Annotated in this window: 26 protein-coding genes and 1 tRNA gene; 6 read left to right on the top strand and 21 right to left on the bottom strand. The window is 68.9% G+C overall.

What is annotated here, in order from left to right:
- The 4 genes from PQI07_RS03870 to PQI07_RS03885 form a co-directional block, all read right to left on the bottom strand.
- Window positions 1-375 (bottom strand): cupin domain-containing protein, encoded by a 375-nt coding sequence (locus PQI07_RS03870; protein WP_075381492.1) that lies wholly within the window; start codon window positions 373-375, stop codon window positions 1-3.
- Between the two features lie 58 nt (window positions 376-433).
- Window positions 434-874, bottom strand: coding sequence for a helix-turn-helix domain-containing protein (locus PQI07_RS03875; protein ID WP_043754937.1), 441 nt, complete (start codon window positions 872-874; stop codon window positions 434-436).
- 399 nt (window positions 875-1273) lie between these two features.
- Window positions 1274-2212, bottom strand: coding sequence for an alpha/beta fold hydrolase (locus PQI07_RS03880; RefSeq protein WP_179697851.1), 939 nt, complete (start codon window positions 2210-2212; stop codon window positions 1274-1276).
- Window positions 2209-2748, bottom strand: coding sequence for a phasin family protein (locus PQI07_RS03885; protein WP_179697850.1), 540 nt, complete (start codon window positions 2746-2748; stop codon window positions 2209-2211). Before PQI07_RS03885 ends, PQI07_RS03880 begins: the two co-directional genes overlap by 4 nt.
- Window positions 2749-2973: 225 nt before the next feature.
- On the opposite strand from PQI07_RS03885, the gene PQI07_RS03890 reads away from it, so the two are divergent.
- Complete coding sequence (locus tag PQI07_RS03890) at window positions 2974-4626, top strand: AMP-binding protein (RefSeq protein ID WP_182592451.1); 1653 nt, start codon at window positions 2974-2976, stop codon at window positions 4624-4626.
- Window positions 4627-4674: 48 nt separating this feature from the next.
- On the opposite strand, the gene PQI07_RS03895 is transcribed toward PQI07_RS03890, so the two are convergent.
- The 8 genes from PQI07_RS03895 to PQI07_RS03930 form a co-directional block, all read right to left on the bottom strand.
- A complete protein-coding gene (locus tag PQI07_RS03895; RefSeq protein ID WP_043380387.1) occupies window positions 4675-5442 on the bottom strand; it encodes an SDR family NAD(P)-dependent oxidoreductase in 768 nt (255 codons plus the stop codon).
- A 215-nt stretch (window positions 5443-5657) separates the two neighbouring features.
- On the bottom strand, window positions 5658-7604 hold the full coding sequence (gene mutL, locus PQI07_RS03900; protein ID WP_274927680.1) for a DNA mismatch repair endonuclease MutL: 1947 nt from the start codon (window positions 7602-7604) through the stop codon (window positions 5658-5660).
- A 63-nt stretch (window positions 7605-7667) separates the two neighbouring features.
- Window positions 7668-7970: a hypothetical protein gene (locus PQI07_RS03905; protein WP_244538817.1), complete on the bottom strand. Its 303-nt coding sequence runs from the start codon at window positions 7968-7970 to the stop codon at window positions 7668-7670.
- 237 nt (window positions 7971-8207) lie between these two features.
- Window positions 8208-9194 (bottom strand): branched-chain amino acid ABC transporter permease, encoded by a 987-nt coding sequence (locus PQI07_RS03910; protein ID WP_043380392.1) that lies wholly within the window; start codon window positions 9192-9194, stop codon window positions 8208-8210.
- A 23-nt stretch (window positions 9195-9217) separates the two neighbouring features.
- Entirely contained in the window at window positions 9218-10105 is an 888-nt protein-coding gene (locus tag PQI07_RS03915; RefSeq protein WP_043380394.1) for a branched-chain amino acid ABC transporter permease, read from the bottom strand.
- Between the two features lie 28 nt (window positions 10106-10133).
- The gene (locus tag PQI07_RS03920; RefSeq protein WP_043348643.1) at window positions 10134-11351 is read right to left on the bottom strand and encodes an ABC transporter substrate-binding protein; all 1218 of its coding nucleotides are present in this window, start codon (window positions 11349-11351) and stop codon (window positions 10134-10136) included.
- A gap of 95 nt (window positions 11352-11446) precedes the next feature.
- Entirely contained in the window at window positions 11447-12187 is a 741-nt protein-coding gene (locus PQI07_RS03925; protein ID WP_043380399.1) for an ABC transporter ATP-binding protein, read from the bottom strand.
- On the bottom strand, window positions 12180-12938 hold the full coding sequence (locus PQI07_RS03930) for an ABC transporter ATP-binding protein (RefSeq protein WP_043348639.1): 759 nt from the start codon (window positions 12936-12938) through the stop codon (window positions 12180-12182). Before PQI07_RS03930 ends, PQI07_RS03925 begins: the two co-directional genes overlap by 8 nt.
- A gap of 211 nt (window positions 12939-13149) precedes the next feature.
- On the opposite strand from PQI07_RS03930, the gene PQI07_RS03935 reads away from it, so the two are divergent.
- The 3 genes from PQI07_RS03935 (at window position 13150) to PQI07_RS03945 (ending at window position 15911) form a co-directional block, all read left to right on the top strand.
- Complete coding sequence (locus PQI07_RS03935; protein ID WP_274926077.1) at window positions 13150-14028, top strand: 2-dehydro-3-deoxygalactonokinase; 879 nt, start codon at window positions 13150-13152, stop codon at window positions 14026-14028.
- Window positions 14025-14660: a 2-dehydro-3-deoxy-6-phosphogalactonate aldolase gene (locus tag PQI07_RS03940; RefSeq protein WP_274926078.1), complete on the top strand. Its 636-nt coding sequence runs from the start codon at window positions 14025-14027 to the stop codon at window positions 14658-14660. The genes PQI07_RS03935 and PQI07_RS03940 overlap by 4 nt, the downstream gene beginning before the upstream one ends.
- A gap of 84 nt (window positions 14661-14744) precedes the next feature.
- The gene (locus tag PQI07_RS03945) at window positions 14745-15911 is read left to right on the top strand and encodes an alanine racemase (protein WP_274926079.1); all 1167 of its coding nucleotides are present in this window, start codon (window positions 14745-14747) and stop codon (window positions 15909-15911) included.
- A 15-nt stretch (window positions 15912-15926) separates the two neighbouring features.
- Here PQI07_RS03945 and PQI07_RS03950 read toward each other — a convergent pair whose 3' ends face one another.
- From PQI07_RS03950 to PQI07_RS03970, 5 genes are all read right to left on the bottom strand, one after another.
- Complete coding sequence (locus tag PQI07_RS03950) at window positions 15927-16169, bottom strand: hypothetical protein (RefSeq protein ID WP_043380408.1); 243 nt, start codon at window positions 16167-16169, stop codon at window positions 15927-15929.
- 145 nt (window positions 16170-16314) lie between these two features.
- On the bottom strand, window positions 16315-16488 hold the full coding sequence (locus tag PQI07_RS03955; protein WP_164706330.1) for a hypothetical protein: 174 nt from the start codon (window positions 16486-16488) through the stop codon (window positions 16315-16317).
- Window positions 16489-16635: 147 nt separating this feature from the next.
- Complete coding sequence (locus PQI07_RS03960; RefSeq protein ID WP_043380410.1) at window positions 16636-17556, bottom strand: histone deacetylase family protein; 921 nt, start codon at window positions 17554-17556, stop codon at window positions 16636-16638.
- A complete protein-coding gene (locus PQI07_RS03965; protein WP_274926080.1) occupies window positions 17553-18494 on the bottom strand; it encodes an NAD(P)/FAD-dependent oxidoreductase in 942 nt (313 codons plus the stop codon). The genes PQI07_RS03960 and PQI07_RS03965 overlap by 4 nt, the downstream gene beginning before the upstream one ends.
- 175 nt (window positions 18495-18669) lie before the next feature.
- Window positions 18670-18754: transfer RNA gene (locus tag PQI07_RS03970), tRNA-Leu, on the bottom strand.
- A 126-nt stretch (window positions 18755-18880) separates the two neighbouring features.
- Between PQI07_RS03970 and PQI07_RS03975 the strand changes: the two genes are divergently transcribed.
- Together PQI07_RS03975 and PQI07_RS03980 are read left to right on the top strand one after the other, a co-directional pair.
- The gene (locus tag PQI07_RS03975; protein ID WP_043353820.1) at window positions 18881-19462 is read left to right on the top strand and encodes a YqaA family protein; all 582 of its coding nucleotides are present in this window, start codon (window positions 18881-18883) and stop codon (window positions 19460-19462) included.
- 2 nt (window positions 19463-19464) lie between these two features.
- Complete coding sequence (locus PQI07_RS03980) at window positions 19465-19953, top strand: disulfide bond formation protein B (RefSeq protein ID WP_274926081.1); 489 nt, start codon at window positions 19465-19467, stop codon at window positions 19951-19953.
- A gap of 25 nt (window positions 19954-19978) precedes the next feature.
- On the opposite strand, the gene PQI07_RS03985 is transcribed toward PQI07_RS03980, so the two are convergent.
- The 4 genes from PQI07_RS03985 to cpdR all read right to left on the bottom strand — a co-directional run bounded on the left by PQI07_RS03985 (window position 19979) and on the right by cpdR (window position 22052).
- Window positions 19979-20437 (bottom strand): DUF1178 family protein, encoded by a 459-nt coding sequence (locus PQI07_RS03985; protein ID WP_043754906.1) that lies wholly within the window; start codon window positions 20435-20437, stop codon window positions 19979-19981.
- Window positions 20434-21315, bottom strand: coding sequence for a carbon-nitrogen hydrolase family protein (locus PQI07_RS03990; protein WP_043380415.1), 882 nt, complete (start codon window positions 21313-21315; stop codon window positions 20434-20436). Before PQI07_RS03990 ends, PQI07_RS03985 begins: the two co-directional genes overlap by 4 nt.
- On the bottom strand, window positions 21308-21577 hold the full coding sequence (gene grxC / locus PQI07_RS03995) for a glutaredoxin 3 (protein ID WP_043353813.1): 270 nt from the start codon (window positions 21575-21577) through the stop codon (window positions 21308-21310). The genes PQI07_RS03990 and grxC overlap by 8 nt, the downstream gene beginning before the upstream one ends.
- A gap of 118 nt (window positions 21578-21695) precedes the next feature.
- Window positions 21696-22052 carry a cell cycle two-component system response regulator CpdR gene (gene cpdR, locus PQI07_RS04000; protein ID WP_003603128.1) on the bottom strand — a complete coding sequence of 119 codons (357 nt, stop codon included), beginning with the start codon at window positions 22050-22052 and terminating at the stop codon, window positions 21696-21698.
- Between the last annotated feature and the right edge of the window lie 69 nt (window positions 22053-22121).

Below are 22121 nucleotides of genomic sequence, written 5' to 3' on the forward strand. Positions count from 1 at the left end.
CTAGGGAGCTTCGACCATTTCCTCTGCGGAAACCGTCAGCTCAGCGCCGAAATGGATAGCCAGCCAGACGGTGGGAGACGCGGTCCAGTGGACCCGGTGCCGACGGTGCGGAGCGATCATCACGGCATCGCCAGCGACGAGGCGACGCGGGGCCGACTCGTCGGCGAACAGGAGGTCGGCCGCGCCCGTCAGGACGGCGACCCACTCGGCGTGCGGCTGATCGTAGTAGAAGCCCGGCGGACTCGCTTGCCCGGTCGAGACGATGCGCTCCACCCGGAGACCCGGGCTGGCCACCAAGACCGACACGACCTCATCGGCTGCGCCGAGCGGCAGATCGGCCAGCAGATTGGTCACGGTCGTCGGTCGTTCGGCCATGATTCATCCCCGGCAGATCTCACGCGGCGCTGGGCTGGAGCGCCGCGCCGGCCCGATCTCACGCGTTGCGCGTTGCGGTGGGAGACTGAGGCGCCGCTTCGTCCGCCGATCGCAGCTGGCCGATCCGCGCGGCGGATTTCACCAGCGAGAGCACGTCGCGGCGCATCTGATCGTCGGCGATCTGATTGTAGGCCCGCAGGATCTCGACGGCGCCGGCCACCCGAAGCAGCGCCGGGCCATTCTCCGTCGAAGCCTCGGGCTCGGGCTCGAAGAAGCTTGAGACCGGAACGCCGAGTCGCTCGGCGATTGCCTGCAGACGGCCGGCTCCGACCCGGTTCTTGCCGGTCTCGTACTTCTGGACCTGCTGGAAGCTGACACCCAATGCACTGGCCAGGGCCGACTGGCTCAATCCGTTAGCGGCCCGAAGGAACGCGATGCGGCTGCCGACCCCGTGATCAATGGCTGTCGTCTGCTTCGGCTTGGGGGTTGGGTTCGCCATCGTTGGTAGTCCGGATGTTCTTAAATGTTGGCAGGCTTGCTCGCCCGGATCCGGGGCGCCAATCACAACTGACAGGTGCAACATTGCGCCGCGAAGATCCAGACGTGACATCTGTTAGTGCCACAGGTCAGCCGCGCGTGCAACGAATGGTTACGCTTTCAAAATCTTGAACCCGGAAGACTCCCGGGCGGGCCTCTCAATGACCACGACATGAACAACTAAACGATCATCCGCAATCATACAAAAGTGATCGAAATCGACTAAAGCCCCGCATTCGAAAACTGCAGCGCGCTATTGGGTTGCCTGCTCCACGTTGGCCCGGGAATGCCGACCCACGGGGACACGGCGTGACACACAGAGGTTCGACCCGGAAATCGCAGCCGTTCGGCGGCGATGCGTTCACGCCGCAGGACCGAGCCAGTCGGTGACGATTCGCAACTGCTCGTCGTCCAGCAATGCAGGCGCGTGGCCGCACTGGGGGATCTCGACGCGCCGTGTCGGAGGTCCCCTGCGGGTCATCTCGTCGGCGGTCGAAGCGAGGAGCAAGTCCGAATGCTCTCCGCGCAGGAGCAGGACGGGACAGGTTATGACGTCCCAGTCGCGCCACATGCTGACACTGTAAACCCGTCCGGGCCGGAACGCGTCGCCGATCCCGGGATCGTAATGGGGCCGCCAGCCGCCGTTCGGCACTTGGTGAAAGCTGTACTTGGCGATGTGGCGCCATTGCTCGTCGGTGAGCGGTCCGAATGCGCCCAGCACCGTGCGCAGGCGCGACTCGCCCGAGGCCAGGTTATGGTGAAGCCGGGGCGCGTCGCGCAGGCGCGAGCCGATCTCGCGGATGGGCGCCCAGGGTAGAAACGGGCCGATATCGTTGATCACCATCCGGCGGATCGGAGAGCGTGCGGCGGCGGCCAGGACCATTCCGGTGAGGCCGCCGAGGGAGGTGCCGACCCAGTCGATCTTCCCTGGAACCCGGAGATGCGCGATGAGCGCCGCCATGTCGGCGGCGTATTGCGGCAGGCCGTAGAGTTCCGGATCCTTCAACCAGCCGCTGAGACCGCGCCCGGGCAGGTCGGGACAGACGACCCGGTAGCCCAGCTTCGCCAGCCGATAGCCGAGCGCGTCGAAGTCGCGACCCTGGCGGCTCAGGCCGTGCACGCAGATCACCACGTGCGGGCTGTCCGCTTCGCCCCATTCCACGTAAGCGATGCGATGGAAGTCGTGCGGCGCATAGGCTTGGAAATGGCCTGTCCGGAACGGCACATCGGCGCGACTCAGATCGTCGAGCCGCGGCTTCGTCTCGGGTCCGGAAGCCGGCGCCGCGCCGGCGGCGGTCACGGAGTCTCCGTGCGCGCGGCGGCCTCGCGGGCGAGGCGGCTGGCCGTCTGATGGAGGTCGACCATCTGGTCGGTGAGCCGACGCGCCTGCTCCTGCAGGAACGCGATGTTCAGCGCCACGACCTCGCGGGCATCGGCTGCCGCGGCAAGGCGGTCCGCGAAATCGAGACCCGCACGGACATTCGTGTCCGAGGCCACGAGCATCCGGTGGCTGATCTCCCGCATCGCCGCCATGGTATGGACGGCATTGTCCTCAACGGCATTGTAGAGCCGCGCGCCGGCATCGTCCCATTGCTCGCGCAACGTGCGGGCACCGGCCGCATGACGATCGGCGAGATGGTGCGCGGTCTCGCGGCTCGAGCCCATGACCGCGCGCCAGCCCTCGAAACTCTGTGCCGCCGACGCCTCGAAGGCGTTCAGCGCCATCTCGCCGGCCTCGGCGAAGCGCTCATACGCCTCGCGCGCCCGGGCGACACTGCTCTCGGCCATGGCGCGGCCGGTCTCTTTGGAGACCACCGGCAGGTTGTCGTTCCCCACTGTCGTCTCCCGCAGATCGGACGATCGCATCCGGCCTCGGCCGCGCACGGCCAAGGATAGGGCATCCGACAGGGTTGTCTTCCCGTCAATCGCGCCCGGTAACAGAATCCGCGCGCGGCCCACGCTGTCACGGCAATCGCAATTGACAGGTGTGACGGCCGCGAAATCATCGTCGCACGGAGCGCACGCCACGCTCACCGCCCGATCAGAAGGCAGCAAGTGTCGATGATGGAGACCGGACCGATCCCCGCCGAGGCTCGCGAGGCCGGCCTCCACCCGTTCGAGGTCGGGCTCGGCCGCCGGCCAGCCAACTACGTCGCGTTGACCCCGGTGAGCCTGCTGGCGCGCGCCGCCGCCGCATGCGGGGCACGGATTGCGGTCATCGACGGAAGCCGCCGCTTCACCTATGCGGACCTGTACGGGCGCTGCCGCCGCCTCGCCGCGGGCCTCGCCGGTCGGGGCATCGGATCGCTCGACACCGTCGCGATCCTGGCACCGAACGTGTCCGAGATGATCGAGGCGCATTTCGCCGTCCCGATGCTCGGCGCGGTCCTCAATCCGCTGAACACCCGTCTGGACCCGGCGACGATCGCGTTCTCGCTCCGGCACGGCGGAGCCCGGGCGCTCATCGTCGAGGCCGAGTACGCCGCGCTGGCCGCGCGGGCGCTCGCCGATTTCGCCGAGCCCGTCCTGGTGGTGGCGATCGGCGAGACCGGCATCGACGGGGCTGTGCCCTACGATTCCCTGCTCGCCGAAGGCGATCCGGACTATGCCTGGGTCGGTCCAGAGGACGAATGGCAGTCGCTCTGCCTGCTCTACACGTCGGGAACGACCGGAGATCCGAAAGGCGCCGTCTACAGCCATCGCGGTGGCTATCTCCAGGCTCTCGGCAACGCCGTGACCTTCGGGCTGACCGACGCGAGCGTGTATCTCTGGACGCTGCCGATGTTCCATTGCAGCGGCTGGTCGTATCCCTGGGCCAGCGTTGCCGCTTGCGCCACGCAGGTCTGCCTCCGGAAGGTCGAGCCGGCGTCCATCTTCCGGCTGATCGCCGAGCACCGGGTGACGCATCTGTGCGGCGCACCGATCGTCCTGTCCATGATCGCCCACGCGCCGGCCCACGACCGCGTGCCGTTCCCGCAAACGGTGCGCTGCGCGGTCGGCGGCGCGGCGCCCTCCTCGACGATCATCCGCACCATGGAGGATCTGGGCTTCCAGGTGACGCATCTCTACGGGGCCACCGAGAGCTACGGGCCCGCGACGGTCTGCCTGGCACAGCCGGATTGGGCCGACCTTCCCGAAACCGAACGATACGCCCGTATGGCCCGTCAAGGCGTGCCGCTGGCGACCCTGGAGGCCGTAAGCGTCGCCGACCCGGCAACCGACGCGCCGGTGCCGCGCGACGGCGTATCGGTCGGCGAGATCCGGCTGCGTGGCAACACGGTGATGAAAGGCTATCTCGGCAACCCGGACGCGACGGAGCAGGCGCTCGCGGGCGGCTGGTACCGGACCGGCGACCTCGCGGTCTGGCACCCGGACGGGTCGGTGGAGATCAAGGACCGGGCGAAGGACATCATCATTTCGGGCGGCGAGAACATCTCCAGCCTGGAAGTGGAGGAGGTGCTGATGCGCCACCCCGCGGTGATGCTCGCGGCCGTCGTGGCCAAGCCGGACCCGACCTGGGGCGAGAGCCCCTGCGCCTTCCTGGAGCTGAAGCCCGGCGCGACGGAACCCGCCGACCAGGAGTTGATCGCCTTCTGTCGCGAGCGGATGGCGCGCTTCAAGGTGCCGAAAACCGTCGTATTCGGACCGTTGCCGAAGACGTCGACGGGCAAGATCCAGAAATTCGTCCTGCGCGAGCAGGCGCGGGCTCTCTGAGCCACGCCCGTCCGGCGCGTCGGAACGGATCACGTCACCATGCAGCCCCTAGAGGCCGGAGACGAGGTGGCCCCCGTCGACCGCCACGACGCTGCCGGTCATGTAGGCGCCGGCATCCGAGGCGAGCAGCAGCAGCGGCCCATCGAGTTCCGCCGCTTCGCCCAACCGACGCTGCGGCACGCGCTTGATCAGCGCCTTGCCGGCGTCGGATTCGAAGAAGGCGTCATTCAGCTCGGTCTTGATGTAGCCCGGAGCGAGCGCGTTCACCCGAATCCCGTGGCGCGCCCATTCGAGTGCCAGACTCTTGGTGAGCTGCACCACGGCCGCCTTGGAGGCGGCGTAGGGCGCCAGTCCACCGGTCACCCGCAGCCCGAGGATCGAGGCGATGTTGACGATGCTGCCGCCCGCGCCGTGTCGGACCATGCGCCGCCCGGTTGCCTGAGCCACGAGCCAAACCCCCTTGAGGTTCGTGTCGAGAACGGCGTCCCAGTCGGCCTCGTCGAGATCGAGGGCCGGTTTCGTCGCCGTCACACCGGCATTGTTCACCAGGACCGCCACGGGTCCGAACCGCGATTCAGCGGCATCGAGCGCCCGCTCGACGCTCGCGGCGTCGGTGACGTCCATGACGACGGCATGGGCCTCTCCGCCTTCGGACGCGACGCGGGTGACGGTTTCGGCGAGGGCATCGGCCCGGCGGGCCCCCAGCGACAGGCGGGCCCCGGCGCGGGCGAGAGTTCCGGCGAAGTGACGGCCGAGGCCGCTTGAGGCACCGGTGATGAGGACGTGACGTCCGGCGAGATCGAATGGGCCCGTCATCTCAGCGCACCGACGCGACGGCCGGAGCCGCGCTCCGCTTGCGTTCGGCGTCGCGGCACGGGCCGGTGATGAGGATATCGGTCATGGCTCTGCGCCTCCCCTGCATGCACCGGCGATCCGCGGCCGCCGGCTCCCCGGTCTTCGCGCCGAGGCATCGACCGTTCTTTTGGACCGCCCCTGCCCGGTAGGCCAGCCGGACCGGCGAAGCCGTCACCTCATCGGCGGCCAAACAGCCGCTCGATATCGGCGAGCTTCAGTTCGATCGAGGTGGGACGTCCATGGTTGCACTGCCCGGAATTGGGCGTGGCTTCCATCTCGCGCAGGAGGGCGTTCATCTCCTCCGGTCGCAGCCGCCGCCCGGCGCGGATCGAGCCGTGACAGCTCATGCGCGACAGGACCGCGTCGAGGCGCCGGCCGAGCGGGCCGCCCTCCGCAGCCGGGACGCCGCCCTCCTCGTCGCCGCTGGCCTCCAGGGCGTCGAGGATGTCGGTGACGAGGTCGCGAGTCGAAGCGCCGAGCAGCGCGGCCGGCACCTCGCGCACGAGCACCGCCCCCGGTCCGAAGGCCTCGATGGCGAGACCCAGCCGCTCGAGGTCCGGCGCCGCGGCGACCAGCCGGTCCGCCTCCTCGGGGCTCATCTCGACCACGTCGGGGATCAGCAAGCCCTGGCGGGCGATGCCGCCCGTTTCCCGCTCGGCCTTCATCCGCTCGTAGACGAGCCGCTCGTGCGCGGCGTGCTGATCGACGATGACGAGGCCGTCGCGGGTCTGGGCGAGGATGTAGGTTTCGTGAATCTGCGCCCGGGCCGCGCCGAGGGGATGATCCAGCGTCTCCGTCGCATCGTCGGCGACGCGGATATCGGCCTGGGGCGGTGCCGACACCGGGGCCGGATCCGGGCCCGCGAACACGGCCTGCGCAGCCTCGCCGAAGCCCGCCGGCGCGGCCGGCACAGGCTGCGGCGCCCGCCACGCGGTCTGCGGACGGTAGCCTGACGGTGCCGCGACCGACGGCGTGCCCACCGGAAACAGGCCCGGTCGCGTCGGTCGGAACAGGCTCGGGGCGGCAGCGCCGCTATGGGTCGCGAGCGGCGGACCGGCGGGGCGCAGGGCGTCGAGAGTCCGCGCGGCGCCGGTGGTGGCCGAACGGGCGCCGCCGCGCCGCAGGGCGTCGTGGATCGCGCTCACGATCAGCGCCCGCACGAGGCCCGGCTCGCGGAAGCGCACCTCGGTCTTGGCCGGGTGGACGTTGACGTCGACGCGGTCCGGGTCGCACGCGATGGAAAGGCCGAGCACCGGATGGCGGTCGGAGGCCAGGGTGTCGGCGTAGGCGCCGCGGATCGCGCCCAGCAGGAGCCGGTCGCGCACGGGGCGCCCGTTGACGGCAAGATGGATATGGGTCGCCGCGCCGCGATGATAGGTCGGCAGGCCGACATGGCCGGTCACGGCAAAGCCCTCCCGGGCCAGGGAGACCGGCAGCGCATTGGCGAAAAAATCCGGCCCCAGAACAGCGGCGAGCCGGCGCAGCTCCGCCTCGGGTCCGGTCTCCGCGGGCAGGACCAGGGGCTGCCCGGCATCGGCGCGAAGGGTGAAGCGGATCCCGGGCTGCGTCGCGGCGAGCCGGCGCAGCGTTTCGGCGACGGCGGTGTTCTCCGCCCGGTCCGATTTCAGAAACTTGAGCCGTGCCGGTGTCGCGGCGAACAACTCGGTCACTTCGATCCGGGTCCCACGCTGCGCCGGTGCCGGACGGACCTGACCCTTCAGCCCCGCCTCGACCGTCAGGCTGGCCCCGGCCTCGGCATCCGGGGTCCGGGTGACGATGGCGAGCCGCGACACCGCGCCGATCGACGGCAGCGCTTCGCCGCGGAACCCGAGGGTGGCGATCGCCGTGAGGTCGCCGCCTGGAAGCTTTGAGGTGGCGTGCCGCTCCACCGCGAGGTCAAGATCGTCCGGCGTCATGCCACGGCCGTCATCGACGACCCGGATCAGCCGCCGTCCCCCGGCCTCGATGGTGACCTCGATGGCACCGGCCCCGGCATCGATGGCATTCTCGACCAGCTCCTTCACGGCCGAGGCGGGACGCTCAACGACTTCGCCGGCCGCGATGCGATCGACGAGCACGGGGTCGAGGCGACGGACGGACGGCGCGGTCAGGGCGGTGGACATCGCCACGGAGAATAGTCCCTGCGCCGCGGTGATCCAATCACGCTGCGCAGTGCGGACTGGGAATCAGGCGCGGCGCAGCGAACCGCCCAGAGAAATCCGGCCGCCGCCGCTGCGCGTCCCCTGGCTTGTCGCCACCTGGGGCCGGCGCGACAGGTCGAACAATGCGTTGCCGACGACGCCTGCCGTCCGCCGCAGGGTGGCACCGTCGCAGGTCGACGCAACGCGAACGCCGATCGCATGGGTGTGACTGCGGCCGTAGAGCCAGACCGCGAGCCGCGCCCGGGTCGCCTCCGGGATGCCCTCAAGGAGAAAGACCGCGCCCTCAGGATCGGCCTTGATCAGACGACCGACGACGTCCGGTGCCACCGGGCACTCGAGGGCGGGATCGTCGATGCTGAGCGTCCGGTCCTGAGTCATAGCGCCCCCTGGCAGCGTCAAGCCGTCAGCGTGGGCGGTCTTGGTTAACGAATGCTCACCGCGCGACGTCGGAAACGCAGACCGCCTGCGAAGCCGCTCATCTTCGGCTCGCCGTGATGCAGCCCGACGCCATGCGCCCGCATCTTCGGAACCCTAGTCAGTCCGTCTCCGGTGACGGTGCGGGCGCTACAACGGCCGGCGGACAACCCGGGCGATCAGACCGATGATGCCCTCCCGGAACAGCAGCACGCAGAGCACGAACACACAGCCCTGAATGATCGTCACCCAGGCCCCGAACTGCGCGAGGTAGGTCTCCATGGTGACGATCACCAAGGCCCCCACGATCGGTCCGAAGACCGTGCCCATGCCGCCCACGAGCGTCATCAGCACGACCTCGCCGGACATCGACCAGTGCACATCGGTGAGCGAGGCGAGCTGGAAGACGATCGCCTTGGTGGAGCCCGCGAGTCCGGCAAGGGTCGCGGAGAGGACGAAGACCGCGAGCTTGTACTGGCTCGCCCTGTAGCCGAGGGAGATCGCCCGGGGTTCGTTGTCGCGGATCGCCTTCAGCACCTGCCCGAAGGGCGAGTGGATGATCCGGTAGATCAGCAGCATCCCCGCCATGAAGATTACGGCGACGACGGCGTACATCGCCCGGTCGTCCGCGAGGCTGATCGCGCCGAACAGGTTGCCGCGGGGCACCGCCTGGATGCCGTCCTCGCCGCCGGTGAACTTCGCCTGCAGGGAGAAGAAGAACACCATCTGGGCGAGCGCCAGGGTGATCATCGAGAAGTAGATGCCCTGCCGGCGGATCGCCAGGGCGCCGAAGATCAGACCCAGCAGGGCCGCCGTCACCGTGCCGCTGAGGATCGCCAGTTCCGGCGTGAAGCCGAGCTGCTTGGCCGTGTAGGCGCAGAGGTAGCTCGCCATGCCGAAATAGGCGGCATGGCCGAAGGACAGCAAGCCGCCGTAGCCGAGCAGCAGGTTGAAGGCGAGCGCGAACAGCGCGAAGCACAGCACCTTCATCAGATAGACGGGGTACAGGACGAGCGGCGCTACGATCAGCAGCAGCGCGATGCCGATGAAGATCAGGCGATGGAGCGCCTTGTCGTCCCGGCTCGTCGGGAGCGCGGCGGCGATCGGGGCGGCCTCGAGGGCGGCGGTGTCGGCCATGGGTGTCGAGCCTCAGTTCGCGGTCAGGCCGTGCGCCCGAACAGGCCGGCGGGTTTGACGAGCAGCACCAGCACCATGATCACGAAGATCACGGTGGCCGACGCCTCCGGATAGAACACCTTGGTCAGCCCCTCGACGAGGCCCAGGGCGAAGCCCGTGATCACCGACCCGATGATCGAGCCCATGCCGCCGATCACCACCACGGCGAAGACCACGATGATGATGTCGGCGCCCATGTTGGGGTTCACCGAGTAGATCGGCGCGGCGAGCACCCCGGCGAAGCCTGCGAGTGCGACGCCGAATCCGTAGGTCAGCGTCAGGAACAGCGGCACGTTCACCCCGAAGGCCTGGACGAGCGTCGGATTCTCGGTGGCGGCCCGGAGATACGCGCCGAGCTTGGTCTTCTCGATGACGAGCCAGGTGGCGATGCAGACGGTCAGCGACGCGACCACCACCCAGGCCCGGTAATTCGGCAGGAACATGAAGGGCAGCCGCTGGCCGCCGGAGAGCTCCGCCGGGATCGCGTAGGGCAGCCCCGAGACGCCGTACTGGTTGCGGAACAGGCCCTGGATGATCAGCGCCAAGCCAAAGGTCAGCAGAAGTCCGTAGAGGTGGTCGAGCTTGTAGAGCCGGGCGATGAGCACCCGCTCCAGCACGATGCCGAAGGCGCCCACCACGAGGGGCGCGAGACCCAGCGCCCACCAGTAGCCCAGGCCCACATAGGTGAGCAGCATCCAGGCCACGAACGCGCCCATCATGTAGAGCGCACCGTGGGCGAAGTTGATGATGTTCAGGAGCCCGAAGATGATGGCGAGCCCCAGCGACAGGATCGCGTAGAACGAGCCGTTGATCAGGCCGAGCAGCAATTGCCCGAACAGGGCCTGCGTCGGCACTCCGAAGATCGTGGTCATGGCCGTTCTCCGCGCCCCGATCCCACCGTCAACCCTTCACGAGGGGGCAATTGCCCTCGTTGAGCGGCCGGAAGACCTGATCGCCCGGGATCGTCTCGAGCTTCTTGTAAAGATCCCACTCGCCCTTCGACTCGGCGGGCTTCTTGACCTCGAACAGGTACATGTCGTGGATCTTGCGGCCGTCCGCGCGGATCACGCCCTTGCCGAACAGCGGATCGTCGGTCGGCATCGCCTTCATCTTGGCGACCGTGGCGGCGCCGTCGGTGGTGGATTTCAGCTCGGCCACCGCCTTCAGGTAATGGAGCACGTCCGAGTAGACGCCGGCATGGTTGGCGGTGGGCTTCGAGCCACCCTTCATCTGCTTGGCGAAGCGGTCCGAGAAGGCCCGGGTCTGGTCGTTCAGGTCCCAGTAGAACGGCTCGGTGAGCACGAGACCCTGGGCGACCTTGGTGCCCAGCGAATGCACGTCGGAGGAGAAGACCAGAAGGCCGGCCAGCGCCTGCCCGCCCTCGGTGATGCCGAACTCGCCCGCCTGCTTGATCGCGTTGATCGTGTCGGTTCCGGCATTGGCCAGGCCGATGACCTTGGCGCCCGAGCCCTGCGCCTGAAGCAGGAAGGACGAGAAGTCCGAGGTCGGGAACGGCGTCTTCACCGAGCCGACGACCTTGCCGCCGTTCTTGGTGATCACCGCGCTGGTGTCGCGCTGAAGCGTCTGGCCGAACACGTAATCGGCCGTGAGGAAGAACCACGTATTGCCGCCGCGCTTCACCATGGCGCCGCCGGTGCCGTTGGCCAGCGCCACCGTGTCGTAGACCCAATGGATGGTGTTCGGCGTGCATTGCGGGCCGGTGAGGTCGGCGGTGCCGGCGCCGGTGTCGATGAAGACCTTGTTCTTCTCCTTGGTGACCTGGCTGATGGCCAGCGCCACCGAGGAGGTCACCCCGTCGGTGATCATGTCGACGTTGTCGCGGTCATACCATTGCCGGGCGATGGCCGCCCCGACATCCGGCTTGTTCTGGTGATCGGCCGAGACGATCTCGACCTTCAGGCCGTGAGCGTCCGGCTTGAAGTCTTCGACGGCGAGCTTCGCGGCCACGACCGAGCCCTCGCCGCTGATGTCGGAATAGGCGCCCGATCGATCGCCCAGGATGCCAATCTTCACGTTCGTCTGCGCAGCAGCGGTGCCCATCATCAGGGCGCCGGCGAGGGCGGCGAGGGTCGCGGGCCGGGCGATACGTCCGAACATTTTCGTTTCCATCCTTGTAACGGCGCAGCGGATCTCCGCCAGCCGAGTATCGGGGCGCCGATTGTTGGCGCTTCTACGGTTTTTGCGAACGGGCTTCAGACGCCGAGATAGGCGTGGAGCTTGTCGATATTGGCGTCAAGCTCGGCATTGGGGATCATATCGACCACCCGCCCCTGCTCGATCACGAAATGCCGGTCCGCCAGGGTCTGGGCGAAGCGGAAGTTCTGCTCCACCAGAACGATGGTGTAGCCTTTCGCCTTCAATTGCTGGATGGTCCGGCCGATCTGCTGGACGATGACCGGCGCCAGTCCCTCCGTCGGTTCGTCGAGGAGGATCAGCTTGGCACCGGTGCGCAGGATGCGTCCGATCGCCAGCATCTGCTGCTCGCCGCCGGAGAGCTTGGTGCCCTGGCTGCCGGCGCGCTCCTTCAGGTTCGGGAAGAGCTGATGGATCTCGTCCACCGACATGCCCCCCGGCTTCACCCGCGGCGGCAGCATCAGGTTCTCGTGGACCGTGAGGCTCGCGAAGATGCCCCGCTCCTCCGGGACGTAGCCGATTCCGAGGCGGGCGATGTTCCGGGACGCCATGCGGATGGTCTCGACACCGTCGTAGACGATCGAGCCGGCGCGCTTGCCGAGGATGCCGATGATGGCCCTCAGCGTCGTGGTCTTTCCGGCGCCGTTGCGCCCGAGCAGCGTGATGACTTCACCGGTCCGGACGTCGATGTCGATCCCGTGGAGCACGTGGCTCTCGCCGTACCAGCCTTCCAATCCGCGGACGGTGAGGAGCGCGCCGGTCGCGGCCGCCGGAGGTGTCTTGAGAGCCGCCTCACGCATGTCCCGCCCCGATATACGCTTCGACCACACGCGGATCCTTCGAGACCGTGGCGTAGTCCCCCTCGGCCAGCACCTGGCCGCGGGCCAGCACGGTGATCCGGTCCGAAAGGGAAGCGACCACCGACAGGTTGTGCTCGACCATCAGGATCGTCCGGTCCTTCGAGACGCGCCGAATGAGCGCGGCGGTCCGGTCCACGTCCTCGTGGCCCATGCCGGCCATCGGCTCGTCGAGGAGCAGCATCTCGGGATCGAGAGCGAGCGTGGTTGCGATCTCCAGCGCGCGCTTGCGGCCATAGGACAGCTCGACCGCCAGCACGTCGGCGAACTCCGAGAGTCCGACCGCGTCGACCAGTTCGAGCGCCTCGCCGTTCAGCGCACGCAGGACCCGCTCGGGCCGCCAGAAATCGAAGGAATCGCCGCGCCGCCGCCGCTGCAGGGCGATGCGGACATTCTCCATCACGGTGAGATGCGGGAAGACCGCCGAAATCTGGAACGAGCGGACGAGCCCCAGCCGGGCGACATCCGCCGCCTTGAGGCCGGTGATGTCGCGATCCTTGTAGCGGATCGTCCCCGAGGTCGGGATCAGGAACTTGGTGAGCAGATTGAAGCAGGTGGTCTTGCCGGCGCCGTTCGGCCCGATGAGTGCGTGAATCGTGCCGCGCTCCACCTGCAACGCCACGCCGTTGACGGCCCGGAATCCACGGAATTCCATCGTCAGGCCATCGGTCGCCAGGATTACATCCCGTGCCAAGCGTGTCCCTCCCGGGTTTGATTTCTTGCCGCCATATCGCCGATCCGTGACGGTACAGTCCATCGCAATCGCCGGGGACCACGCGACAATCCCCCGTCAGTGATATCTGTCGCCGACCGTGTCGCGACGGTCGCTCGACCGAACTTGACCACGCGCCGCCCTCCAATTAACTCAGACAAATTACGGTGGCGCTATTCAGGGGAGACACGGCATGGACGGTCGCGCGGCCTACATCGCCGTCGACTGGGGCACCACGAACCGTCGGGCCTTCGCCGTGTCGGGCTCGGGAGCGGTGCTCGACAGCCTGCAGGACGGACGCGGGATCCTCTCCCTGGCGCCCGGCGACTACCCCGCGGAGATCGCGGATCTGCGCGCGCGGCTGGGGCCTCACCCGGTCATCGCGGTCGGCATGGTCGGATCCAACCGGGGCTGGCTGTCGGCGCCCTACATCGCCGCGCCGGCAACCCTCGCGGCCCTGGCGAATGCCTGCGTGGAACCCGCGCCCGACGTGCGGATCGTCCCCGGCGTCGCCCTGCGGGACGGACAGCGTCCCGATGTGATGCGGGGGGAAGAGGTCCAGGTCTTCGGTGCGATCGAAGCGGGTTCAGCGCCGCCGACGGCCTTGTTCTGTCAGCCGGGCACACACAACAAGTGGATCGAGACCGTCGATGGTGCGATCACGGATTTCACCACCGTGATGACCGGAGAGATCTTCGCCCTGCTTCGCGCACAGGGCATCCTGGCGGGGATGCTCGACGGTGAGGTCGGGAACGGAGCCGCCTTCCGCGCGGGCGTCGGGCGGGGCCTCGCCTCCCGAAACCTCGCCGCGACCCTTTTCGAGGTCCGCTCGGGACTGCTGCTCGACCGCCTCGCCCCCGATGACGCGGTCTCCTACGCCAGCGGCATCCTGATCGGCGCCGATGTCGGCACCCGGGACGACCTCCAGGGCCGTCCGGTCCATCTGCTCGGCGGCGGCCCCCTGGCCGCGCTCTACGCCGCCGCCATCGCGCAAGCGGGCGGGACTGGGGTGATCGTGCCGGACGGTTCCACCACGTCCGGTATCCACGCCATCTGGAGTCTGCGGACATGACCATCCACGACCGGTTCGAGGCGGCTTTCGCGGGCTGCCCGCTCGTGGCGATCTTGCGGGGACTCACGCCGGACGAGGCGCCGGCGATCGGGGAGGCCCTGGTCGGGGCCGGGTTCACCCTCATCGAGGTGCCGCTCAACTCGCCGGACCCGCTGCGGAGCATCGCGGTGCTCGCTGAGCGCCTCGCCGGACGGGCGCTCGTCGGCGCCGGCACCGTTCTCAACCGATCGCAGGTCGCCGACGTCGCGGCCGCCGGCGGAGGCCTCGTGGTGTCGCCGAACGCCGATTCGGCGGTCATCGGCGCGACCGTCGCGGCCGGTCTCGTTTCCCTCCCGGGCTATCAGACACCCACGGAGGCCTTCGCGGCCCTGGCGGCCGGCGCCACCGCGCTCAAGCTGTTCCCGGCGGACGTCGCGACGCCTCTGGCGCTCAAGGCGCATCGCGCGGTTCTGCCGCCGGTCACCCGAGTCCTGGCCGTCGGCGGAATCCTGCCCGAGACGATCGCGGGCTGGCGACAGGCGGGAGCCGATGGTTTCGGCCTCGGCTCCAATCTCTACCGCCCCGGCAAGGGGGCGGACGACGTGGCGCGCGATGCTGCGGCCTACGTGGCGGCATTGCAGCGATCTGCCTGAAGACACGTACGGGGTCCCGACGGCTTGGACCGGCGCCGAGGCTCGCCTATCAGCCTCTCGCGTCGGATAGGTCGGGAGCGGTAGATGATCGGTGACACTGCGGTATCGCCCGGTGGCGGCGGTTTTGACGGGCTGGAGACACCGTGCCTCCTCTTGGACGCCGACATCCTGCAGGCGAATGTCGACAGGATGCGCAGGCATCTCGACGGGTTGGGCGTCACCCTGCGCCCGCATCTCAAGACGGCCAAATCCCTCGAGGTCGCGCGCCGGGCGATGGCCGGTCCCGCTGGGCCCGCGACGGTCTCGACGCTCCGGGAGGCCGAGTATTTCGCCGAGGGCGGCGTGCGCGACATGATCTACGCCGTCGGCATCGCACCGCAGAAGCTCGATCGGGTCGGAGCCATCCGACGGCGCTGGGGGGCGGATCTGGCGATCGTCCTGGATTCGGCAGCCCAGGCCGAGGCTGTGGCGGCCTGGAGCCGGCGCAGTGGCGATGCCCTGCCGGTGCTGATCGAGGTGGATGCCGATGGACATCGCTCCGGGGTCGGGCCGCGGGATGCCGAAGCGCTCGTCGCCATCGGCCGCGCGGTCGCGGACGGCGCGAGCCTGCGCGGCGTGCTGCTCCATGCCGGCGACAGCTATGGGCTGAGCGATCCCGCCGCCCTTCGTCGGGCGGCCGAGGCCGAGCGCGTGGCCGCCGTCGCGGCGGCCGAGATCCTGCGCGGCGCCGGCCTCCCCTGCCCTGTCGTGAGCGTCGGATCGACGCCCACCGCCCGGTATGCGGAGACCCTCGCGGGCGTCACGGAGGTGCGCGCCGGCGTGTTCATGATCGGCGACTTGTTCCAGGCGGGCGTCGGCTCCTGCACGATCGACGACATCGCCCTCACCGTTCTCGCGACGGTGATCGGGCATCAGCGGGACAAGGGCTGGATCATCACCGACGCGGGATGGATGGCACTCTCGCGTGATCGTGGCACCGCGCGGCAGGCGGTCGATCAGGGTTATGGCTTGGCCTGCGACATCGCCGGGCGCCCCTATCCGGACCTGATCGTGCGGGACGCCAACCAGGAGCACGGGATCGTCGCGGTGCGGAAGGGCGCTGCCGCCGGGCTTCCCGACCTTCCGGTCGGCGCGCGCCTGCGGATTCTCCCGAACCATGCCTGCGCCACGGGTGCTCAGCACGACCGCTATCACGTCGTCGCCGATGGCCGCCTCTCCGGAGAGGTCTGGCCGCGCATCAACGGCTGGTGAGGCGCGGCGCCGCGCCTAGCGGCGATTTGCGATGTTCCCTTTCGACCGGTCGGAACGGTCGACGACCGTCCGGCAGGCGGAACTCAACGCCACCCGATTCTCCCGCAGGCAGAGGGTGATAGCGCCCGCATTGGGAATCTGAGAGGCGCAGAGGCGCATCACGTCCGGCGTGCAGGCGGCCCGCTCGGCCCCCGTTTCCGCGAACGCCGAAGCCGTGCCGAGGAGGACGACGAACAGTGCGAGGGGGGCGGACTTCATCGCGGTGGGTTCTCCTGAACGGGTCGGGTCGGCGTGCGGCCAAGCCTCGGCATCGGGCGAGAACGTCGACGCCGACCGAGATATCCCGTCACGCTTGTTTCAATCTGACGCAGGGGCGCCGCTCAAGACTACGCAGAGCGCAGGCTCAAGGACGCTCCTGCCGCGTAATCGTTCCGGTGGTGGCCGGCTCGATCAGTGCGGCGCCGACGACCGGTTGCGTTTTCCGCCGGTCGACCTTGTCCGCCGAGACGAGGGCGGCGGCGATCAGGGCCGACACCGCCAGCGTCGCCTTCACCACGTCCCAGACCCGCGCGAGCATGGTCGAACCCTTCCGATGTCACCGAATGCAAGCGGCGGATCCGCGTCGATCATCCGCGCACTCCGGATCCTCGACGGTGGCCGTTCCCAAAACCTTTCCTGCTCGACCGAGACCTGCAGATCGACGGTACCGTGATGCAATCAGGTATCACTTCGACGTCGGCCGAGCGGCCGCCTCGGCGGCCAGGGCTTCGAAGACCAGCGCGTGGCGCCGCGCGAGGGCCTCGACATCGTGGGTGTATCCGCCGCCGATCACCGCAGCGAGCGCGATCCCGCGCGCGCGAGCCTCGGCCACGACGAAGCGGTCGCGGGCGAGAAGGCCATCATCGGTGAGGCAGAGTCGGCCGAGGCGGTCGTCGCGATGCGGATCGACGCCGGCATTATAGAAGACGAGGTCCGGCGCGAACGTGTCGAGCAGCGGCGGCAGACGGGCACGCAGAACAGCGAGGTAGCCGGCGTCGTCGAGCCTGTCCGGCAGGCCGATATCTAGGTCGCCGGCGATCTTCTGGGCTGGATAATTGTTTTCGCAATGAATCGAGAAGGTGAAGAGCTCCGGGCTTCGGGCGAGACAATCGGCGGTGCCGTCGCCCTGATGCACGTCGAGATCGACCACGAGGACGCGCCGGACCAGCCCCTCGGCCTGGAGCGTCCGCGCCGCGACTGCGACGTCGTTCAGCACGCAGAAGCCAGCACCCTGCTGGCGCCGCGCGTGATGGCTGCCGCCAGCGGCGCTGCCCGCCAGACCTTCCGCCAGGGCGAGGCGCGCGGCCAGAAGGGTGCCGCCCACCGATGCGCGCGAGCGCCGGACGAGGGCCGCATCGACCGGTAGCCCGATGGCCCGCTCGATTTCAGGACCGACATCGCAGGCCAGCACCGCATCCACATAGGCGGCATCGTGAGCGCGGATCAGGATGTCCGCCCCGGCCGGCTCCGGCGTGACGAAACCGAGCGGAGCCAGCCCCTTCGCGATCAGCGTCTCCGCGAGCAGGCCGTACTTGCGCATCGGAAACCGATGGCCGACCGGGAGGGACGCCTCATAGGCCGGGTGGAAGGCGATCGGGGGAGTCACGCAGGGTGCCCGAGATCGTTCAGGATAGCGTCGGCGAGCGCCAGCCCGCTGTCGTAGGCCGCCTCGATCCGGGCCCCCAGGCACCAATCCCCGGCCGCCCCAAGTCGGCATGCCGGATCGTACAGGCAGGGCACCTGCAGGGCGTTCTCGACCTGCGCGTAGCGCCAGCGATGGGCTTCCATGTGGGACGGTCGAAGTTCGGTGCCGAGGCAGTCCCGGGTGGCGCGGACAAGTTCGGCGACGATCGTCTCACGCGGCGCTTCGAGATGCCGGCGCGACCAATCCGGGGTCGCGTGGACCGTGAGCCGGATCCCGGGGGGCCGCCCGGGCTTCGACGAATCGCACGCGATCAGGCCGATCGGACCGCCCCCCGGCTCGGTCAGGTCCTCCGGCGGGGACGTGTCCGCCGCGATCATGAAGGACCAGCAGGGTGCGTATGAAGCGCGGGCGATGTCCGGGAGGGTGACGCCGGATGCCGCGAGCAGCGTCATGACCTGCGGCGCCGGGACGGTGATCGCCACCGCGTCGAACGGGCCGTGAACGGCGCCGGACGCGTCCTCCAGCCGCCAGTGTGCCCCATCCCGGTGAAGACGCAGGATGGTCGTGGCGCTCTGAACCGGAAGACCCGACAGGAGCTCGCGCACGGGCTCGACCATGCTCGGCACGCCGACATGCCGTTCGGAACCGGCCCAGGGCGCAACGATGCCGCTTCGCGCCCATCGATCGATCTGACCCGCGAAGGCGGTACCGCGCGCGCGCATGAATTGAGCGCCATGGTCGAACTGGAGATCACCGACGCGCCGGGTTGCCATCCGACCGCCGACGCCGCGCCCCTTGTCGAACACCCGCACCCGCAGGCCCGCCTCGGCAAGGTGGCGTGCCGCAGCTGCGCCGGCCATGCCCGCGCCGAGAACCGCGACGATCCCACGCTCGTTCAAGTCCCTACTCCGCTCCGCAGGACGGCCAAGCCGGCCGCGTTGCAGCACAGATAGGGGGCAGCGATCAGGAGATCAGGGCGACCGAACTTCGCGCGTCGATGGGATTCGCGCGGACAACGGGTCGCCCCTCATGGAGCCGCCGGACGGGACAGGCCGCACGATCGCCGGATGGCCATGGTGCGGGTAGAGGGAATCGAACCCCCACGCCTTGCGGCTGGCGATTTTGAGTCGCCCGCGTCTACCAGTTCCGCCATACCCGCGTACGGAGGGCTCTTCGCATAGGTCGGCGGGTCCGGCCAAGTGTTGTTTTTGCGGTGGGCGCCGATCTGGCCAAGGCGGGACGCCTATGCTCAAAGGGCGACCGATCGCTCACTTCGGGACCTTGCATGCTCCGCCGGCTGTACGCGTGGATCCTGGCCCTCAGCGACAGGCCGTCCGCGCCCTATGCGCTCGGCGCTGTGGCCTTCGCCGAAAGCTCCTTCTTCCCGGTTCCGCCGGACGCGATGCTGGTGCCCATGGCGGTCGCCCGACCGGACCGGGTCTGGCTCTACGCCACGATCACCACCGTCGCCTCGGTCATCGGCGGACTCGTGGGCTACGCGATCGGGGCCCTCCTGTTCGATTCCCTCGGGGAATGGCTCATCCGTCTCTACGGATTGCAGAACTCGGCCGCGACCTTCCAGGATTCCTACGCGCGCTACGGCCACTGGGTGATCCTGCTGAAGGGACTCACGCCGATCCCCTACAAGCTCGTCACGATCACCTCGGGCTTCGCCCATTACAGCCTGTTCTGGTTCACGGTTCTTTCGATCGTGACCCGCGGCGCCCGCTTCTTCATCCTGGCCGGATTGCTTGGACGCTACGGCGTCCAGATTCGGGCCGTGCTCGACCGGCACCTCAACGCGGTTGCGGCGATCTCCGTCGCCGTCATCGTCCTCGGCTTCCTGCTCTTCAAGGTGATCCTGTAGCGATGAATACGGCGGCCGCCCTGCGCCTCAAGACCGCTGGCCTCTGGCTGGCAATCGCTTCCGCCCTCACCGTCGGAGCCGCGCTCGTTCTGCAGTACGGATACGGCTACGCGCCGTGCAAGCTCTGCCTGACAGAGCGGCTGCCCTATTACGCCGCGATCCCCCTGGGCCTTCTGGCCCTGTTCCTGCCGGAGCGCCTGGCACGGATCGCCCTCGGGCTGGCCGCCCTCGGCCTCCTCTACGGCGCCGGCATCGGGGTCTACCACGCCGGCGCGGAATGGGGCTTCTGGCCGGGGCCGGCCGATTGCGGGGGCGGCACCGGGACGAATCCGGGCCAGGTCGGCGACTTCCTCAACACGCTCCAGACTACGAAGGTCGTCGATTGCTCGGTGGCGGCGCTGCGGGTGGCCGGGATCTCGCTCGCCGGCTGGAGTGCCCTGGTCTCGGCCGTGCTGGCGTCGTTCGCAGGGACCGCCGCCCTGCGGCCCTGAGGCTCGGGGCGGGTCTGGTATCCGCTCAGTTCCGGTCGTCCGGCAGGACCGGGATCGCCGCCACCTCGATGCCCTCGTCGATCAGCGCGCGCGCCTCCGCGGGGGTCGCCTCGCCATAGATCGAACGGCCCTCGGTCTCCCCGTAATGGATCCTGCGCGCCTCTTCGGGAAAGCGCGCGCCGACGTGCTCGGCATTCGCCACCACGTGCTCCCGGAGCGCGCGCAGCATCGCCCGCAACTGACGCTCCGGCTCGGCGACCATGGTCACCGGCGCTTCCGCCTCCGCCTTCGCGGGCGGCGCAGATGCACGCGCCCGATCCGTGCGGGCGACGCTCGGCACCATCAGGGCCTTGCTGACCTTGGCGCTGTCGCAGACCGGGCACGTCACGAGCCCGCGTTCGACCTGCGTGTCGTAGGAGTCGGAGGACGGGAACCAGCTCTCGAAGCCGTGTCCGGCCTCGCAGACGAGACTGTAGCGGATCATTCTGTCGCTTGCTGTGCTGCCTGATGCGCCGCTTGAGCCTGGGAAGAGACGCGCTCGATGGTGAAGGGCCGACCGTGCTGCAGCGAGGGGATGCGGGCCCGGGCCTCGGCGACCTGCGCGAGGTCGATCTCCGCCAGAATGATCCCGGGCTCGGCCCCGCCGGCATCGGCCAGCACCCGGCCCCAGGGATCGACGATCAGCGAATGGCCGTAGGTTTCGCGTCCGTCCTCGTGCAGGCCGCCCTGCGCCGCCGAGATCACGAAGGCGCCGGTCTCGATGGCGCGGGCCCGCTGCAGGACGTGCCAATGGGCCTCCCCGGTCTGACGGGTGAAGCAGGCGGGTGCCGTCAGCACGTCCGCGCCCGCTTCGGCGAGGGCGCGGTACAGGGCGGGAAATCGGATGTCGTAGCAGATCGTCAGGCCGAGGGTGGCCCACGGCGTCTCGGCGAGGACCGCGCAGGCCCCTCCGGAATACGTGGCGGATTCCCGCCACCGCTCGCCGCTCGGCAGGTCGACATCGAAGAGGTGCAGCTTGTCGTAGGACGCCAGGATCGCGCCATCGGCGCCGATCAGGTAGGCCCGGTTGGCGATCTTGTCGCCGGACCGGACTGCGATCGAGCCGATCTGGACGACCGTGCCGGTCTGGCGCGCGGTCTCGCGGAGGGCCGCCAGGGTCTGGTCCTGCTCCTCAGCGGTGACGTGGGCGAACAGGCGCTCGCGGCTCCGCTCCACCAGGGATGTCATCTCGGGAGTCTGCACGTAGGCCGCGCCCCGGGACGCCGCTTCGCGCACACCCGCCACGGCCGCGTCGCGGTTCGCCGCGGGATCGCGCCCCGACCGCATCTGCACGCAGGCGGCCGTGAAGCGGGCCTCAGGCATCGGCCGTGTCCTTGAGCAGCGGGTCGAGCTTGCCCGCCCGGTCGAGGGCGTACAGGTCGTCGCAGCCGCCGACATGCGTGGCACCGATGAAGATCTGAGGCACGCTCGTACGGCCGCCCGCGCGCTCGACCATCGCGGTTCGAGCACCCTGCGCGCGCTCGACGTCGATCTCCTGGAAGGCCACGCCCTTCTCCTTCAGCAGGCTTTTGGCCGCCGAGCAGTAGGGACACCAGCCCGTGGTGTAGATTGTGACCGGCTGCATCGCGAACGTCGTCCCGACCGTGAACTCCCGCCATATAGGAGTGCGGGACGCGACTTGCCTATGCCCGTGTCGCCACAGGCAAACTCGGTCGCGCCATGCCGGTGGCTCCGCGGCCGGCTCAGGCAGCCAGCAGTTTTTCGACCTCGTTCACCAGATCGCGCAGGTGGAAGGGCTTCGACAGGACCTTCGCGTCCTTCGGAGCCTTGGAATCCGGGTTCAGGGCCACGGCTGCGAAGCCGGTGATGAACATCACCTTGATATCGGGATCGAGCTCGGTGGCCCGGCGGGCCAACTCGATACCGTCCATCTCGGGCATCACGATATCGGTCAGCAGCAGCTCGAACGGCTCCTCGCGCAGCCGGTTGTAGGCCGAGAGGCCGTTGTCGAAGGACAGGACATCATAGCCCGCATTCTGCAGCGCCTTGGCCAGAAACCGGCGCATGTCGTTGTCGTCTTCCGCCAGCAGGATTTTCATCGGCCGGATCCGAGCCTTCGAGTCGAGAAGTTGATCCCATAAAGGGAGGCGATGGTAAACAAGGTGTTA

The organism is Methylobacterium sp. 092160098-2 (assembly GCF_028920805.1).
GTDB lineage: Bacteria > Pseudomonadota > Alphaproteobacteria > Rhizobiales > Beijerinckiaceae > Methylobacterium > Methylobacterium fujisawaense.

Excerpts from the sequence above, each read along its gene's own strand:
- PQI07_RS03975 (WP_043353820.1), top strand. The coding sequence starts at position 18,881 with ATGCTCCGCCGGCTGTACGCGTGGATCCTGGCCCTCAGCGACAGGCCG.
- PQI07_RS03945 (WP_274926079.1), top strand. The coding sequence starts at position 14,745 with ATGATCGGTGACACTGCGGTATCGCCCGGTGGCGGCGGTTTTGACGGG.
- PQI07_RS03920 (WP_043348643.1), bottom strand. The coding sequence starts at position 11,351 with ATGTTCGGACGTATCGCCCGGCCCGCGACCCTCGCCGCCCTCGCCGGC.
- cpdR (WP_003603128.1), bottom strand. The coding sequence starts at position 22,052 with ATGAAAATCCTGCTGGCGGAAGACGACAACGACATGCGCCGGTTTCTG.
- mutL (WP_274927680.1), bottom strand. The coding sequence starts at position 7,604 with ATGTCCACCGCCCTGACCGCGCCGTCCGTCCGTCGCCTCGACCCCGTG.
- grxC (WP_043353813.1), bottom strand. The coding sequence starts at position 21,577 with ATGCAGCCGGTCACAATCTACACCACGGGCTGGTGTCCCTACTGCTCG.
- PQI07_RS03950 (WP_043380408.1), bottom strand. The coding sequence starts at position 16,169 with ATGAAGTCCGCCCCCCTCGCACTGTTCGTCGTCCTCCTCGGCACGGCT.
- PQI07_RS03910 (WP_043380392.1), bottom strand. The coding sequence starts at position 9,194 with ATGGCCGACACCGCCGCCCTCGAGGCCGCCCCGATCGCCGCCGCGCTC.
- PQI07_RS03985 (WP_043754906.1), bottom strand. The coding sequence starts at position 20,437 with ATGATCCGCTACAGTCTCGTCTGCGAGGCCGGACACGGCTTCGAGAGC.
- PQI07_RS03870 (WP_075381492.1), bottom strand. The coding sequence starts at position 375 with ATGGCCGAACGACCGACGACCGTGACCAATCTGCTGGCCGATCTGCCG.
- PQI07_RS03940 (WP_274926078.1), top strand. The coding sequence starts at position 14,025 with ATGACCATCCACGACCGGTTCGAGGCGGCTTTCGCGGGCTGCCCGCTC.
- PQI07_RS03925 (WP_043380399.1), bottom strand. The coding sequence starts at position 12,187 with ATGCGTGAGGCGGCTCTCAAGACACCTCCGGCGGCCGCGACCGGCGCG.
- PQI07_RS03915 (WP_043380394.1), bottom strand. The coding sequence starts at position 10,105 with ATGACCACGATCTTCGGAGTGCCGACGCAGGCCCTGTTCGGGCAATTG.
- PQI07_RS03990 (WP_043380415.1), bottom strand. The coding sequence starts at position 21,315 with ATGCCTGAGGCCCGCTTCACGGCCGCCTGCGTGCAGATGCGGTCGGGG.
- PQI07_RS03980 (WP_274926081.1), top strand. The coding sequence starts at position 19,465 with ATGAATACGGCGGCCGCCCTGCGCCTCAAGACCGCTGGCCTCTGGCTG.
- PQI07_RS03955 (WP_164706330.1), bottom strand. The coding sequence starts at position 16,488 with ATGCTCGCGCGGGTCTGGGACGTGGTGAAGGCGACGCTGGCGGTGTCG.
- PQI07_RS03890 (WP_182592451.1), top strand. The coding sequence starts at position 2,974 with ATGATGGAGACCGGACCGATCCCCGCCGAGGCTCGCGAGGCCGGCCTC.
- PQI07_RS03895 (WP_043380387.1), bottom strand. The coding sequence starts at position 5,442 with ATGACGGGCCCATTCGATCTCGCCGGACGTCACGTCCTCATCACCGGT.
- PQI07_RS03875 (WP_043754937.1), bottom strand. The coding sequence starts at position 874 with ATGGCGAACCCAACCCCCAAGCCGAAGCAGACGACAGCCATTGATCAC.
- PQI07_RS03935 (WP_274926077.1), top strand. The coding sequence starts at position 13,150 with ATGGACGGTCGCGCGGCCTACATCGCCGTCGACTGGGGCACCACGAAC.